12 protein-coding genes are annotated in these 14,960 nt (G+C 65.0%); 2 read left to right on the forward strand and 10 right to left on the reverse strand.

Annotated features, from left to right (window positions below; all coding sequences use genetic code 11):
* Nucleotides 1-6: 6 nt before the first annotated feature.
* The 7 genes from nqrE to FOC67_RS16090 form a co-directional block, all read right to left on the reverse strand.
* On the reverse strand, nucleotides 7-615 hold the full coding sequence (gene nqrE / locus FOC67_RS16060; protein WP_003091182.1) for an NADH:ubiquinone reductase (Na(+)-transporting) subunit E: 609 nt from the start codon (nucleotides 613-615) through the stop codon (nucleotides 7-9).
* Nucleotides 615-1,289, reverse strand: coding sequence for an NADH:ubiquinone reductase (Na(+)-transporting) subunit D (gene nqrD, locus FOC67_RS16065; RefSeq protein ID WP_003119802.1), 675 nt, complete (start codon nucleotides 1,287-1,289; stop codon nucleotides 615-617). The genes nqrE and nqrD overlap by 1 nt, the downstream gene beginning before the upstream one ends.
* Entirely contained in the window at nucleotides 1,286-2,071 is a 786-nt protein-coding gene (locus FOC67_RS16070) for a Na(+)-translocating NADH-quinone reductase subunit C (protein WP_003091184.1), read from the reverse strand. The genes nqrD and FOC67_RS16070 overlap by 4 nt, the downstream gene beginning before the upstream one ends.
* Nucleotides 2,064-3,275 (reverse strand): NADH:ubiquinone reductase (Na(+)-transporting) subunit B, encoded by a 1,212-nt coding sequence (locus tag FOC67_RS16075; protein WP_003109478.1) that lies wholly within the window; start codon nucleotides 3,273-3,275, stop codon nucleotides 2,064-2,066. The genes FOC67_RS16070 and FOC67_RS16075 overlap by 8 nt, the downstream gene beginning before the upstream one ends.
* A gap of 3 nt (nucleotides 3,276-3,278) precedes the next feature.
* Complete coding sequence (locus FOC67_RS16080) at nucleotides 3,279-4,616, reverse strand: Na(+)-translocating NADH-quinone reductase subunit A (protein ID WP_009313822.1); 1,338 nt, start codon at nucleotides 4,614-4,616, stop codon at nucleotides 3,279-3,281.
* A 258-nt stretch (nucleotides 4,617-4,874) separates the two neighbouring features.
* Nucleotides 4,875-6,284, reverse strand: a complete 1,410-nt coding sequence (locus FOC67_RS16085) for an amino acid permease (RefSeq protein WP_009313821.1) — start codon at nucleotides 6,282-6,284, stop codon at nucleotides 4,875-4,877.
* Between the two features lie 101 nt (nucleotides 6,285-6,385).
* Nucleotides 6,386-7,852, reverse strand: a complete 1,467-nt coding sequence (locus FOC67_RS16090) for a glyceraldehyde-3-phosphate dehydrogenase (RefSeq protein WP_009313820.1) — start codon at nucleotides 7,850-7,852, stop codon at nucleotides 6,386-6,388.
* A gap of 139 nt (nucleotides 7,853-7,991) precedes the next feature.
* Between FOC67_RS16090 and mfd the strand changes: the two genes are divergently transcribed.
* Entirely contained in the window at nucleotides 7,992-11,438 is a 3,447-nt protein-coding gene (mfd, locus tag FOC67_RS16095) for a transcription-repair coupling factor (RefSeq protein ID WP_003091189.1), read from the forward strand.
* A 10-nt stretch (nucleotides 11,439-11,448) separates the two neighbouring features.
* Nucleotides 11,449-12,078: a CsiV family protein gene (locus tag FOC67_RS16100; RefSeq protein WP_009313818.1), complete on the forward strand. Its 630-nt coding sequence runs from the start codon at nucleotides 11,449-11,451 to the stop codon at nucleotides 12,076-12,078.
* Between the two features lie 47 nt (nucleotides 12,079-12,125).
* On the opposite strand, the gene FOC67_RS16105 is transcribed toward FOC67_RS16100, so the two are convergent.
* The 3 genes from FOC67_RS16105 to psrA all read right to left on the reverse strand — a co-directional run bounded on the left by FOC67_RS16105 (nucleotide 12,126) and on the right by psrA (nucleotide 14,776).
* Complete coding sequence (locus FOC67_RS16105; RefSeq protein WP_003091193.1) at nucleotides 12,126-12,863, reverse strand: S-methyl-5'-thioinosine phosphorylase; 738 nt, start codon at nucleotides 12,861-12,863, stop codon at nucleotides 12,126-12,128.
* An 11-nt stretch (nucleotides 12,864-12,874) separates the two neighbouring features.
* The gene (gene nagZ, locus FOC67_RS16110) at nucleotides 12,875-13,873 is read right to left on the reverse strand and encodes a beta-N-acetylhexosaminidase (RefSeq protein ID WP_009313817.1); all 999 of its coding nucleotides are present in this window, start codon (nucleotides 13,871-13,873) and stop codon (nucleotides 12,875-12,877) included.
* A gap of 201 nt (nucleotides 13,874-14,074) precedes the next feature.
* Entirely contained in the window at nucleotides 14,075-14,776 is a 702-nt protein-coding gene (gene psrA / locus FOC67_RS16115; protein WP_003091195.1) for a transcriptional regulator PsrA, read from the reverse strand.
* Nucleotides 14,777-14,960 lie beyond the last annotated feature (184 nt).

Raw genomic sequence — 14,960 nt, forward strand, 5'->3', positions numbered from 1 at the left:
CTCTCCTTACAACTGCACGCCGGAGAACGACATGAAGCCCAACGACATCAGGCCGATGGTGATGAAGGTGATCCCCAGGCCCTGCAGGCCCTCGGGGACGTCGCTGTACTTGAGCTTCTCGCGGATACCCGCCAGCGCGGCGATCGCCAGCGCCCAGGAAAAGCCCGAGCCGACGCCGTACACCGTGCTCTCGGCAAGGTTGTAGTCGCGCTCGACCATGAACAGCGAGCCGGCCATGATCGCGCAGTTCACCGTGATCAGGGGCAGGAACACGCCCAGCGCGTTGTAGAGACTGGGTACGTACTTGTCGAGGAGCATCTCGAGGATCTGCACGATGGCGGCGATCACCCCGATGTAGCTGAGCAGGCCGAGGAAGCTCAGGTCCACCTCGGGCAGCCCGGCCCAGGCCAGCGCGCCGTCCTTGAGCAGGTAGGTGTAGATCAGGTTGTTGGCCGGCACGGTGATGGTCTGCACCACGATCACCGCGATACCCAGGCCGATGGCGGTCTCCACCTTCTTCGAGATGGCGATGAAGGTACACATGCCGAGGAAGAACGCCAGCGCCATGTTCTCGACGAACACGGCCTTCACGAACAGGCTGATGTAGTGCTCCATCAGTAAGCCTCCTTGCTGGATACCTGCGGGGCCATCTTGTAGGTCGGGGCCTCGACCTGGTCTTTCTTCCAGGTCCGCAGGGCCCAGATGATCAGGCCGATCAGGAAGAACGCCGAAGGCGGCAGCAGGAGCAGGCCGTTCGGCTGGTACCAGCCGCCATCGTTGACCGTCGGCAACACGCTGATGCCGTAGAGCTTGCCGGCGCCGAACAGCTCGCGGACGAAGCCCAGCACCAGCAGCATGGCGCTGTAGCCGAGACCGTTGCCGATGCCGTCGAAGAACGACACGAGCGGCGGGTTGGCCATGGCGAAGGCTTCGGCGCGGCCCATCACGATGCAGTTGGTGATGATCAGCCCGACGAACACCGAGAGCTGCTTGCTCAGGCTATAGGCATAGGCCTTGAGCACCTGGTCGACGACGATCACCAGCGAGGCGATGATCACCATCTGCACGATCATCCGGATCGAGCTGGGAATCTGCCGGCGGATCATCGAGATGAACAGGTTGGAGAAGCCGGTCACCAGGGTCAGGGCGATGGCCATGACGGTAGCGGTCTTCAGGTTCGAGGTTACCGCCAGCGCCGAGCAGATCCCGAGGATCTGCAGGCCGATCGGATTGTTCTGGAAGACCGGATTGAACAGGACTTCGCGGATCGTGGGTTGAGCAGCCATCACGCCTCCCCTTTGCGCAGATTGGCGAGGAAGGCGTCGAAACCGTCCTTGCCGAGCCAGAAATGCAGCAGGTTGTCGACACCCTTGCTGGTCAGGGTGGCGCCGGCCAGGCCGTCGACCTGGTGGGTCGCCTTCGCCGATTGCGGGTCCACCGAGCCCTTGATGATCTGTACGGCAAGATCGCCCTGGGCGTCGTAGAGGGTCTTGCCGACCCACAGCGCCTTCCATTTCGGATTGTCGACCTCGCCGCCGAGACCGGGGGTCTCGCCATGCTGGTAGAAGCCGAAGCCGGCGACCGTGTTGAGGTCGCCCTTGAGCGCCAGGAAGCCGTACAGGGTCGACCACAGACCGTAGCCGCGCACCGGCAGGATCAGGGTGTCGAGCTTGCCGTCGGTCTCCACCAGGTAGACCGTGGTATAGCGCTCGCGGCGCTTGATCGAGGCGATGTCCTCGGCGGCGGGCAGCGCTTCCGAAAGCGCAGGGTCCTTGGCCGCTTTCAGCGGATCGTAGCCGAGCGGGTCCTGGGCATCGCTGAAGGTGCCGCTCTGCAGGTCGACCACCTTGGCGGTGATGCGACTGTCGAACAGCGCCTTGACCTCTTTGCCGGACATGCCCGGCTCGCCGAGACCGGCGATGGCGAGGATGCTGCGCTGCTTGTCGAGCAGGCGGTTTTCCGCCTGGGTCGGCTTCAGCGCCACCGCCGCGCCGGCGACGAACACCGAGCTGACCAGGCACACCACCAGGGCTACCAGCAGTGTGCGGGTGGTGGATTCTTGATTAGCCATTGCGCGCCAGCCTCCGCTTGATGTTGGCCTGAACGACGAAATGGTCGATCAGCGGTGCGAACAGGTTGGCGAACAGGATCGCCAGCATCATGCCTTCCGGGAACGCCGGGTTGACCACCCGGATCAGCATGACCATCACTCCGATCAGGGCGCCGAACAGCCACTTGCCGGTATCGGTCATGGACGCCGAGACCGGGTCGGTGGCCATGAAGATCATGCCGAAGGCGAAGCCGCCGGTGACCAGGTGCCAATACCAGGGCATGGCGAACATCGGGTTGCTGGCCGAGCCGATGGCGTTGAACAGATAGCTCATGGCGACCATCCCCAGCATCACCCCGGCGACGATGCGCCAGGAGGCGATGCGGGTCAGCAGCAGCACGGCGCCGCCGATGAAGATCGCCAGGGTGCTGGTCTCGCCCATCGAACCCTGCATGTGGCCGAGGAAGGCATCCATCCAGGTCAGGCCGTGGCCGAGGATGTTGTCCACCCCGCCGGCGGCGGCCAGGCTCAGCGAGGTGGCGCCGGCGAAGCCGTCCACCGAGGTCCATACCGCGTCGCCGGACATCTGCGCCGGGTAGGCGAAGAACAGGAAGGCCCGGCCGACCAGTGCCGGATTGAGGAAGTTCTTCCCGGTGCCGCCGAACACTTCCTTGCCCAGCACCACGCCGAAGCTGATCCCCAGGGCTACCTGCCACAGCGGGACGGACGGCGGCAGGGTCAGGGCGAACAGCACCGAGGTGACGAAGAAGCCTTCGTTGACCTCGTGGCGGCGGATGCTGGCGAACAGCACCTCCCAGAAACCGCCGACGATGAAGGTGGTCAGGTACACCGGCAGGAAGTACGCGGCGCCCTGGACCAGGCAATCCCACAGGCTGTTCGGGTCGAACCCGGCCAGCGCGCCGATCAGGGCGAAGCGCCAGCCATCCTGGGCGCTCAACAGGTCGGGGCTCTGGGCGAAGATCAGGTTGGCCTGGTGGCCGACGTTGTACATGCCGAAGAACATCGCCGGGAAGGTGCACAGCCAGACGATGATCATCATGCGCTTCAGGTCGATGCCGTCGCGCACGTGTGCAGTGGTGCGGGTGACGCTGCCGGGACGATAGAGGAAGGTGTCCACGGCTTCGTACAGCGGGTACCACTTCTCGTAGCGCCCGCCCTTCTCGAAATGATGCTCGACCTTGTCGAGCAGGTTACGCAAACCCATGGCTCAGCCCTCCTGCTCGATGCGTGCCAGGTTGTCCCGCAGAATCGGGCCGTATTCGTACTTGCCGGCGCAGACGTAGCTGCACAGCGCCAGGTCCTCTTCGTCGAGTTCCAGGGCGCCGAGCTTCTGGGCCATTTCCGTGTCGCCGACGATCAGGTAGCGCAGCAGTTGGGTCGGCAGGATATCCAGCGGCATCACCGCCTCGTAGTTGCCTACCGGCACCATCGCCCGCGGGCTGCCGTTGGTGCTGGTGGTGAAGGCGAAACGCTTGCCGCCGAGCAGCCTGGAGACGAACACGTTGAGCAACGAATGCTTTTCCACCCCGGCGCGCAGGTAGTGGAGGAACTCACGCTGGTCGCCCTCCTTGAGACAGGACAACTGCAGGTGGTAGCGCCCCAGGTAGGCGTAGGCGCCATGGGCGGTGCGACCGCCCAGCACGGAGCCGGAGATCAGCCGGTTGTTGCCCGGCTGCAGCTGGCCGGCGGCCAGTTCGTCGAGGTTGGCGCCCAACCGGGTGCGCACCAGACGCGGCTTTTCCACCACCGGACCGGCCAGGGCGATCACCCGCTCGGTCCACAATTGCCCGGTCGTGAACAGCTTGCCGATGGCGATCACGTCCTGGTAGTTCAGGTTCCACACGCTCTTGCCGGCACCCACCGGGTCGAGGAAGTGGATATGGGTGCCGGGCAGGCCCGCCGGATGCGGACCGGCGAAGGCTTGCGCGGTCACGCCGGAGAGCGCCTCGCCGGGTAGCGAAACGCCTTCCGCCTTGCACAGGAACACCCGGGCCAGGCGCCCGAGCACCGTCAGCCCGGCCTGGAAGGCCTCGCCCTGCTCCGCGATAACCACCTGCGGATCGGCGGCCAGCGGCTGGGTATCGATGGCAGTGACGAAAATCGAACTGGGGCTGGACTCGGGATCGGGCACCTTGCTGAACGGCCGGGTCCGCAGCGCGGTCCACAGGCCCGACTGCAACAGGTTGTCGCGGACCTGCTCGGCGCTCAGCGTGGCGAGTTGGTCCGCGGGATAACGGGCGAACTCCAGTTGCTCGTCGCCGTCGAGATCGATGACCACCGATTGCAGGACGCGCTTCTCGCCACGATGGATGGCACTGACCACACCGGCGCCGGGTGCGGTATAGCTGACGGAGGGATTCTTCTTGTCGGTGAACAGCACCTGCCCCAGCTTCACCCGGTCGCCTACCTGCACCGCCATGGTCGGCTTCATGCCGTGGTAGTCGAAACCGATCAACGCCACGCTGCGTACCGGGCGTGCTGCCTCGATGCGCTGTTCGGGGGCGCCGCTGATGGGCAGGTCCAGGCCACGTTTTATCTTGATCATGTCTAGTGCCTAGTGGTCGTGGACAGAAAAGACGAGGCCCAAGTCAGAAAATGACCATCATCGCGCACAACGTACTGAATTGGCACGATTGATGAATGGCCCCGCAAGGTAACTCCGGGATTATAAAGAGCCACCTCCCCGGGAGCCACCCAAGCCGCACACCGGGCCTTGAAACGCGTAACAGAAAACGACAGAAAAACTTGCCCGTGCGAAATGAAAAACGGGAGCCGAAGCTCCCGTCCCGCGCCACCCGCAGGCTCAGGCCTGCTGGCCGAGCCCGCGCCTTTCCGCCAGCGACAGCTTGACCCGGTAGCACAACCACATCAGCAGCAGCCAGAATGGGATGGCGTACACCGAGATGTTGATCCCGGGGATCATCAGCATGATGCCAAGGATGAACACCACGAAGGCCAGGCACAGGTGGTTGCTGAACGGCGACCAGAGTGCCTTGAAGAAGGTGTCCACGCCCTGCCGCTTCATCGCCGCGCGGAACTTCAGGTGCGACAGGCTGATCATCGCCCAGTTGATCACCAGCGCCGCCACCACCAGCGACATCAGCAGTTCCAGCGCCTTGTGCGGCAATACGTAGTTGACGATCACGCAGAGGAAGGTGATCAGCGCCGAGACCAGGATCGACAGCACCGGCACGCCCCGGCGGTCCACCGACATCAGCACCTTCGGCGCGTCGCCCTGGGCGGCCAGGCCGTAGAGCATCCGGCTGTTGCAGTAGACGCCGCTGTTGTAGACCGACAATGCCGCGGTGAGGACTACGAAGTTGAGGATGTTGGCCGCGGTGCCGCTGCCGATCAACGAGAAGATCTGCACGAACGGGCTGCCACTGTAGTCGTCGCCGGAAGCGTTGATGGTCTCCACCAACTGGTCCCATGGATACAGCGAGAGCAGCACCGCCAGGGCGCCGATATAGAAGATCAGGATCCGGTAGATCACCTGGTTGATCGCCTTGGGAATCACCTTCCTCGGCTCGGACGCCTCGGCGGCGGTGATGCCCACCAGCTCCAGGCCACCGAAGGAGAACATGATGATCGCCAGGGTCATCACCAGGCCGCTGAGGCCGTTGGGGAAGAAGCCGCCGCGGTCCCACAGGTTGCTCACCGAGGCTTGCGGCCCGCCACCGCCGCCGACCAGCAGGTAGATACCGAGCAGGATCATGCCGATGATCGCCGCTACCTTGATGATCGCGAACCAGAACTCGGTCTCGCCGAAGGCTTTCACGTTGGCCAGGTTGATCGCGTTGATCAGCACGAAGAACGCCGCCGCCGTGGCCCAGGTCGGCACGTCAGGCCACCAGTACTGGATGTACTTGCCCACCGCGGTCAGCTCCGACATGCCCACCAGGATGTACAGCACCCAGTAGTTCCAGCCGGAGAGGAAACCGGCGAAGCCGCCCCAGTACTTGTGTGCAAAGTGGCTGAAGGAACCGGCCACCGGCTCCTCGACGATCATCTCGCCGAGCTGGCGCATGATCAGGAAGGCGATGAAGCCGCCAATGGCGTAACCGAGGATCATCGACGGGCCGGCCGTCTTGATGACGCCCGCCGAGCCGAGGAACAGCCCGGTGCCGATCGCCCCGCCCAGCGCGATCAACTGGATGTGGCGATTCTTCAGGCCACGCTTCAGCTCGCCCTGGTGCAGATGTTGACCATCCATTGAAAAACCCTAAATCGAAGTGAGTAGTTTCTTGTTCTGGTTATCCACAGAAATGAAAAACGGGAGCCCGAGAGCTCCCGTTTTCCTCTACGCCTCGCGCATCAACGCGGGAAGGCCGGCGGGTTGACCCCAGCCATGTCTTCCATCACGCGCACTACCTGGCAGCTGTAGCCGAACTCGTTGTCGTACCACACGTACAGGACGACACGGTTGTCGTTGCAGATGGTCGCCTCGGCGTCCACCACGCCGGCATGGCGCGAACCGACGAAGTCGGTGGAAACCACTTCCTGGGAGCTGACGAAGTCGATCTGCTTCTGCAGGTCCGAGTGCATGGCCATCTGGCGCAGGTACTCGTTGATCTCTTCGCGGGTGGTGGCCTTTTCCAGGTTCAGGTTGAGGATCGCCATGGACACGTTCGGCGTCGGCACGCGGATCGCATTGCCGGTCAGCTTGCCTTTCAGCACCGGCAGGGCCTTGGCCGCGGCGGTGGCGGCACCGGTCTCGGTGATCACCATGTTCAGCGGCGCGCTGCGGCCACGACGACTGCCCTTGTGGAAGTTGTCGATCAGGTTCTGGTCGTTGGTGTACGAGTGAACGGTCTCGACGTGACCGTTGACGATGCCGTACTGGTCGTTGACAGCCTTCAGCACCGGCACGATGGCGTTGGTGGTGCAGGAGGCGGCCGAGATGATCTTGTCGTCGGCGCCGATGTCGGTGTGGTTGATACCGTGCACGATGTTCTTCAGCGCACCCTTGCCCGGCGCGGTAAGGACCACGCGATCGATCCCCGGGCACTTCAGGTGCTGGCCGAGGCCTTCGGCGTCGCGCCACTTGCCGGTGTTGTCGACCAGCAGGGCGTTCTTGATGCCGTACTGGGTGTAGTCGATCGACGCCGGGTCGTTGGAGTAGATCACCTGGATCAGGTTGCCGTTGGCGGTCAGCGTGTTGTTTTCTTCGTCGATGGTGATGGTGCCGTCGAACGGACCGTGCACCGAGTCCCGACGCAGCAGGCTGGCCCGCTTGACCAGGTCGTTCTCGGCGCCCTTGCGCACGACGATCGCGCGCAGGCGCAGGCCGTCGCCGCCGCCGGTCTTCTCGATCAGGATACGCGCCAGCAGGCGACCGATGCGGCCGAAGCCGTAGAGCACGACGTCGGTGCCTTCGCGGGCATCGCCGTTCTGCTTGCCGGCCACTTCGGCCAGCTCGGCCTTGACGAAGTCCTCGATGCTGCGGCCGTTACCTTCTGCCTTGAACTTGGCGACCATCTTGCCCAGATCGACGGAAGCGGCACCCAGCTTGAGCTCGCTCATCGCCTTGAGGATCGGGAACGTCTCGTGAACCGACAGCTCGGCGTCATCAGCCATGCGATGACGGGCGAAACGATGCGCCTTCATGATCGCGATCACCGAGCGGTTGATCAGACCACGGCCATGGATCGAGGTCACCACATTGTTATTGCGGTAGAGCTGGCCAATCAGCGGGATCATGGCTTCCGCGATGGCTTCACGATCGATCCATTCACCGAGACACTGGTCGGGCTTCTGAGTCACGGGCAATACCTTCCACATGTAGGGGATGAAAAAAGGGGCTACATTATGACCGCGCCGGCCAGGCTCGGCAATCTGCAGCAGTCGGAAGACTGACATCCAGCAGTCGGGAAAGTTACAATCCGGCGGGTCAAATTCCCGACCGGAGCCCAGCTTGCCCGTGTCCGTACTGCGTCTTCCCAGCCTGCCGGCCAGCGCCGGCAAGCAACACTGGGGCAACCTCCCCGGTGCCGCGCTGAGCCTGGCTGTCGCCGAGGCCGCCAGTTCCGCCAAGCGCTTCACCTTGCTGCTGACCGCCGACAGCCAGAATGCCGAACGCCTGGAACAGGAACTGCGGTTCTTCGCCCCCGACCTGCCGGTATTGCATTTCCCCGATTGGGAAACCCTGCCCTACGACGTCTTTTCGCCGCATCAGGACATCATTTCCCAGCGCATCGCCGCCCTCTACCAGTTGCCGCAGCTCAAGCACGGCGTGCTGGTGGTGCCGATCTCCACCGCCCTGCACCGCCTGGCGCCGACCCGCTTCCTGCTCGGCAGCAGCCTGGTCCTCGACGTCGGCCAGAAACTCGATGTCGAGCGGATGCGCCTGCGCCTGGAAGGCGCCGGCTACCGCTGCGTCGACACGGTCTACGAGCACGGCGAGTTCGCCGTCCGCGGCGCGCTGATCGACCTGTTCCCAATGGGCAGCGAGTTGCCCTTCCGTATCGACCTGTTCGACGACGAGATCGAGACCCTGCGCACCTTCGACCCGGAGACCCAGCGCTCCATCGACAAGGTCGAGTCGATCCGCCTGCTGCCGGCACGCGAATTCCCCCTGAACAAGGAAGCGGTCACCGGTTTCCGCGGCCGCTTCCGCGAGCGCTTCGACGTCGACTACCGGCGCTGCCCGATCTACCAGGACCTCGCCAGCGGTTTGACACCCTCGGGAATCGAGTACTACCTGCCGCTGTTCTTCGAGGAAACCGCGACCCTCTTCGACTACCTGCCGCAAGACACCCAGGTGTTCTCCCTGCCCGGCATCGAACAGGCCGCCGAGCAGTTCTGGAATGACGTACGCAGCCGCTACGAGGACCGCCGGGTCGATCCGGAACGGCCATTGCTGCCGCCGGCGGAAGTGTTCCTTCCGGTGGAAGACTGCTTCGCCCGGCTGAAGAACTGGCCACGGGTGGTCGCCAGCCAGGAGGACGTCGAGCCGGGCGTCGGGCGCGAGCGCTTCCCGGCCCTGCCGCTGCCGAACCTGGCGATCGAAGCCAAGGCCGCCGAGCCGCTGGCCGCGCTGCGCCGGTTCATCGAGGAGTTCCCCGGCCGCGTACTGTTCTGCGCCGAATCGCCCGGACGCCGGGAAGTCCTGCTGGAGCTGCTGGCCCGACTGAAGCTGCGCCCCGAGGAAGTCGACGGCTGGCCGGCCTTCCTCGCCAGCCAGGCACGCCTGGCGATCAGCATCGCGCCGCTGGACGAGGGCCTGCTGCTGGACCATCCGGCACTCGCCCTGGTCGCCGAAAGCCCGCTGTTCGGCCAGCGCGTCATGCAGCGCCGGCGCCGGGAAAAGACCCGCGACGGCGGCGACGCGGTGATCAAGAACCTCACCGAGCTGCGCGAAGGCGCGCCGGTGGTGCACATCGACCATGGCGTCGGCCGCTACCTGGGCCTGATCACCCTCGAGGTGGACAACCAGCAGGCGGAATTCCTCATGCTGCAATACGCCGAGGACGCCAAGCTCTACGTGCCGGTCGCCAACCTGCACCTGATCGCCCGCTACACCGGCGCCGACGACGCCCTGGCGCCGCTGCACCGACTCGGCTCGGAAACCTGGCAGAAGGCCAAGCGCAAGGCCGCCGAACAGGTTCGCGACGTCGCCGCCGAACTGCTCGACATCTACGCCCGCCGCGCCGCCCGCGAAGGCTTCGCGTTCAAGGATCCGCAGGCCGACTACGCGACCTTCTCGGCCGGCTTCCCGTTCGAGGAGACGCCGGACCAGCAAAGCGCCATCGAGGCGGTGGTCGCCGACATGCTCGCGCCCAGGCCCATGGACCGCCTGGTCTGCGGCGACGTCGGCTTCGGCAAGACCGAAGTGGCGATGCGCGCGGCGTTCGTCGCCGTGCATAGCGGCAAGCAGGTGGCGGTGCTGGTGCCCACCACCCTGCTCGCCCAGCAGCACTACAACAGCTTCCGCGACCGCTTCGCCGACTGGCCGGTGAGCGTCGAGGTGATGAGCCGCTTCAAGAGCGCCAAGGAAGTCGAGAACGCCGCGCGGCTACTGGCCGAAGGCAAGATCGACATCCTCATCGGGACCCATAAGCTGCTCCAGGAAGACGTGAAGTTCGCCAACCTGGGGTTGGTCGTGATCGACGAGGAACACCGCTTCGGGGTGCGCCAGAAGGAGCAGCTCAAGGCCCTGCGCAGCGAAGTGGACATCCTCACCCTCACCGCCACGCCGATCCCGCGGACCCTGAACATGGCCGTCTCCGGCATGCGCGACCTGTCCATCATCGCCACGCCGCCGGCGCGCCGCCTGTCGGTGCGCACCTTCGTCATGGAGCAGCAGAACGCGGTGATCAAGGAAGCGCTGCTCCGCGAACTGCTGCGCGGCGGCCAGGTGTACTACCTGCACAACGAAGTGAAGACCATCGAGAAGTGCGCCCGCGACCTCGCCGAACTGGTCCCGGAGGCGCGCATCGGCATCGGCCACGGACAGATGCACGAGCGCGAGCTGGAACAGGTGATGAGCGACTTCTACCACAAGCGCTTCAACGTGCTGGTGGCCTCGACCATCATCGAGACCGGCATCGACGTGCCCAGCGCCAACACCATCCTCATCGAGCGCGCCGACAAGTTCGGCCTGGCCCAGTTGCACCAGTTGCGCGGCCGTGTCGGTCGCAGCCACCACCAGGCCTACGCCTACCTGCTGACACCGCCGCGCCGTCAGATGACCCCGGACGCCGAGAAACGCCTGGAAGCCATCGCCAACGCCCAGGATTTGGGCGCCGGCTTCGTCCTCGCCACCCACGACCTGGAGATCCGCGGCGCCGGCGAGTTGCTCGGCGACGGCCAGAGCGGGCAGATCCAGGCGGTCGGCTTCACCCTCTACATGGAAATGCTCGAACGGGCGGTGAAGGCCATCCGCAAGGGCGAGCAACCGAACCTCGAGCAGCCACTGGGCGGCGGGCCGGAGGTCAACCTGCGGGTGCCTGCACTGATCCCCGAGGATTACCTGCCCGACGTGCATGCCCGGCTGATCCTCTACAAGCGCATCGCCAACGCCCCTGACGAGGAAGGTTTGCGCGAGTTGCAGGTGGAGATGATCGACCGCTTCGGGCTCCTGCCCGATCCGGCGAAGAACCTGATGCGCCTGACCCTTCTGAAGCTGCAGGCGGAAAAACTTGGAATCCTCAAGGTCGATGCCGGACCGCAGGGCGGTCGTATAGAATTCGCCGCCGATACCCAGGTCGACCCGCTGGTACTGATCAAGCTGATCCAGGGCCAGCCGAACCGCTACAAGTTCGAAGGCGCAACCCTGTTCCGCTTCCAGGTGCCCATGGAACGACCGGAAGAACGCTTCAATACCCTGGAGGCGCTGTTCGAGCGCCTGACACCGCAAACCACCTAAGGATTAGCCTATGCGCTTGTTCCGTTGCCTTGCCCTGCTGCTCTCACTGGCCGCCCCCGCGGCATTCGCCGGCGGTCCCTACCAGGTGGAACTGGTGGTGTTCCGCCAGGCCGGCGATGCCGTGCCGTCCAGCCAGCCGGCGCCGGACGACTGGGCCACCGGCGCACAGCCGCTGGCCAGCGACGCCCTGCGCGCCACCGCGCTCGACAACCAGCTCGCCAAGCTCAGCCAGGACAACGGCTACACCGTGCTGCTGCACAAGGCCTGGCGCCAGGACATCGGCGAGACCCCGGTGAAGATCGCCCTCAGCGAAGGCCAGGAACAGGATCATCATTTCCCGGTGGAAGGTACGCTGACCCTCAGCCAGGTGCGCTTCGTCGACATGGAGGCCGATTTCTGGGTCAATCGCTTCGGCGACGACGGTTTCCTCGCCGGCAGCCAGCACATAAGGCAGGGCACGCGGCTGAAGAATGGCGAACTGACCTATCTCGACCATCCGAGCCTGGGCATCCTGATCAAGGTGGTGCCGGTCGGCGCCCGTCCCGCCGCCCCCAATCCCATGGAACTGGAAGAACAGCAGGCACCGGCGGACGCGCCTCCCGTCGAAGGCGGTTTCGACGCCGCACCTCCTGCGCAATAGCGAAAAAGGCCGCAATAGCGGCCTTTTTTTTTCGTTGCGATGGCCGCCTAGCCGGCCAGGACCCGCGCCAACACCTCGCGCACCTTGCCGATGCCATCGTGCAACGCCTGTTCGATTTCGGCCATGGTGATGATCCCCGCCGACTTCCCCGCCGCGGGATTGACCACCAGCGCCAGGCAGGCGTAGGGCAGGTCCAGCTCGCGGGCCAGTGCTGCCTCGGGCATGCCGGTCATGCCGACGATATCGTTGCCGTCCCGCTCCAACCGGGCGATTTCCGCCACCGTTTCCAGGCGCGGCCCTTGGGTGCAGGCGTAGACCCCATGGCTGCTGTGCGCCAGCCCCAACGCACGCAATGCCTCGATCAGGCGCTGGCGCAACGGCTCGTCATAGGGGTGGCTGAAGTCGATATGGGTGACATGCTCGATATCGCCGGCGAAATAGGTGTGCTCGCGTCCCGAGGTGTAGTCGATCAACTGGTGCGGCACGCACAGGTGCCCCGTTCCCATCGCCGCATGGATGCCACCCACCGCGTTCACCGCGATCACCGCCTCGGCACCCGCCTGCTTCAGCGCCCAGAGATTGGCGCGGTAGTTCACCTGGTGCGGCGGGAAGCGGTGCGGATGACCGTGACGCGCCAGGAACAGCACCTCGCGCCCGGCGTAGCGGCCACGCTGGAGCGGCGCGGACGGCGCGCCATACGGCGTTTCGATCGGCAGGGACTCGCTCAGCGTCAGCCCTTCCAGCTGGGTCAGGCCGGTTCCTCCGATAATCGCGTAGACACTCATCGACAGCTCCCTCAATCAATCAGTTGCGCGGCGCGCAACGCGGACAGTGCTTCCAGCCAGCGCGGCTGCTGGCGATAGTCGGTATTCGCGTAGCCCTTGCCGCGCATGCGTTGCAGACGCGACGGCGGGGTCACCTTCAGGCGTTGCAGGGCAGCCAGGGCCAGCTCGGCGGAAGCCCGGGCGTTGCACACCAGGCCCATGTCGCAGCCCGCGGCCAGGGCGGCCTCGATGCGGCTGGCGGCGTCGCCGACCACATGGGCGCCGGCCATCGACAGGTCGTCGCTGAAGATCACCCCGTCGAACTTCAGCTCGCCGCGCAGGATCTCCTGCAACCAGCGCCGGGAAAAGCCGGCGGGCTGCGGGTCGACCTGCGGATAGATGACATGGGCCGGCATCAGCGCGTCGAGCTGTCCGGCCAGGCGGGCGAACGGAACCAGGTCGCTGCGCCGGATTTCCTCGAGGCTGCGCGCGTCTTCGGGAATCGCCACATGGGAGTCGGCCTCGGCCCAGCCGTGACCGGGAAAATGCTTGCCGGTGGCGGCCATCCCGGCGGCATGCATGCCGCGAATGAAAGCACCGGCAAGCAGCGCGGCACGCTCCGGGTCGCCCTCGAAGGCGCGGCTACCGACCACGGCGCTGCGCTGGTGATCGAGATCCAGCACCGGCGCGAAACTCAGGTCGAGGCCTACCGCCTGCACCTCGGTCGCCATCAGCCAGCCACAGTGCTCGGCCAGCTCTTCGGCATTGGGGTTGTCGGCGATCGCGCGCATCGCCGGCAGGCGCACGAAGCCCTGGCGCAGGCGCTGCACGCGCCCTCCTTCCTGGTCGACGGCCAGCAACAGGTCGGGGCGGATAGCGCGAATGGCCGCACACAGTTCGCGAACCTGGGTAGGATGCTCGATGTTGCGAGCGAAGATGATCAGCCCGCCCACCTCGGGGTGGCGCAGGATTTGGCGGTCCTCGGCGGTCAGCCAGGTGCCGCCGATGTCGAGCATCAGAGAGCCTTGCATGAAAAGTCCTATGGCCTGGAAATCAGCGAAGCCCGCCGTCACGGGCCTCAGACAGCGCACACTGTACTGCACCCGGCAGAAAGACTTAAGTCCCGGGGCGGTACCGCGCGCCTGCCAATGGAGCCGGCCCGGCGCATGGAGTTCCGCCCGGAGCACAGAGAAAGGAGAAAGGAAAACGGCGCCCTGGGGCGCCGTCTGCGATCAGGCCTTGGCGGGCGTCTTGTTCCGCGGGCGCAGTTGCGCCCCGGCCAGCAGCGGATCGTCGATGCCGCTCTCGGCGCGCATGCCGGCAGCGAAGAACGGCACCATCAGGTGCATCACCTGCTCGGTGGAAGTGTTCACGCCGAAATCGGTTTCCGCCATCGCCCGCAGGGCCTTGATCCCCGACATGCTGAAGGCGGCCGCGCCGAGCATGAAGTGCACGCGCCAGAACAGCTCGATGGGCGGCAGCTTCGGCGCAGCCTCGTTGACCAGCAGCATGTAGCGCCGGAAGACCTTGCCGTAGACCTCCTCCAGGTACTTGCGCAGGTGCCCCTGGCTCTGGCTGAAGGCCAGGCCGAGCAAGCGCATGAAGATCGACAGGTCGTTGCCGCTGCGCGGCTTCACCGCCATCGCCTGGGACACCAGCAGGTGCAGGAGGTCCTCCAGGGTGGCGTGCTGGGCCTCGGGCTTGGCCTGGCGACGATCCAGCTCCTTTTCCAGGCTGGCGCAGAATGGCCCGAGGAAGCGCGAGAACACCGCCTGGATCAGCGCCTTCTTCGAACCGAAGTGATAATTCACCGCCGCCAGGTTGACCCCGGCCTTGCTGGTGATCAGACGCAACGAGGTTTCGGCGAAGCCTTTTTCCGCGAACAGCTGTTCCGCCGCATCGAGAATGCGTTCGACGGTTTCCGACTGGGCCATGGTTTCTCCGCCTGACAAACACTTGTTTGAAACATACGTTTCAGCCACATCCCTTGTCAAGCGGCAGATGACGCACCAGTCAGGAAAATTACAGAGAAGTCCCGAAAAACGGAAGCAAGACACTGGCCAACTTCATCGTGACGCAGGACGAAATGTCATGCGGAAAATCATTGCCACACCTCGC

The sequence above is a fragment of the Pseudomonas sp. FDAARGOS_761 genome, from assembly GCF_013343155.1.
Classification (GTDB): Bacteria; Pseudomonadota; Gammaproteobacteria; order Pseudomonadales; family Pseudomonadaceae; genus Pseudomonas; species Pseudomonas aeruginosa.

Excerpts from the sequence above, each read along its gene's own strand:
- FOC67_RS16075 (WP_003109478.1), bottom strand. The coding sequence starts at position 3,275 with ATGGGTTTGCGTAACCTGCTCGACAAGGTCGAGCATCATTTCGAGAAG.
- psrA (WP_003091195.1), bottom strand. The coding sequence starts at position 14,776 with ATGGCCCAGTCGGAAACCGTCGAACGCATTCTCGATGCGGCGGAACAG.
- FOC67_RS16090 (WP_009313820.1), bottom strand. The coding sequence starts at position 7,852 with ATGTGGAAGGTATTGCCCGTGACTCAGAAGCCCGACCAGTGTCTCGGT.
- FOC67_RS16080 (WP_009313822.1), bottom strand. The coding sequence starts at position 4,616 with ATGATCAAGATAAAACGTGGCCTGGACCTGCCCATCAGCGGCGCCCCC.
- FOC67_RS16100 (WP_009313818.1), top strand. The coding sequence starts at position 11,449 with ATGCGCTTGTTCCGTTGCCTTGCCCTGCTGCTCTCACTGGCCGCCCCC.
- nagZ (WP_009313817.1), bottom strand. The coding sequence starts at position 13,873 with ATGCAAGGCTCTCTGATGCTCGACATCGGCGGCACCTGGCTGACCGCC.
- FOC67_RS16070 (WP_003091184.1), bottom strand. The coding sequence starts at position 2,071 with ATGGCTAATCAAGAATCCACCACCCGCACACTGCTGGTAGCCCTGGTG.
- FOC67_RS16085 (WP_009313821.1), bottom strand. The coding sequence starts at position 6,284 with ATGGATGGTCAACATCTGCACCAGGGCGAGCTGAAGCGTGGCCTGAAG.
- FOC67_RS16105 (WP_003091193.1), bottom strand. The coding sequence starts at position 12,863 with ATGAGTGTCTACGCGATTATCGGAGGAACCGGCCTGACCCAGCTGGAA.
- nqrE (WP_003091182.1), bottom strand. The coding sequence starts at position 615 with ATGGAGCACTACATCAGCCTGTTCGTGAAGGCCGTGTTCGTCGAGAAC.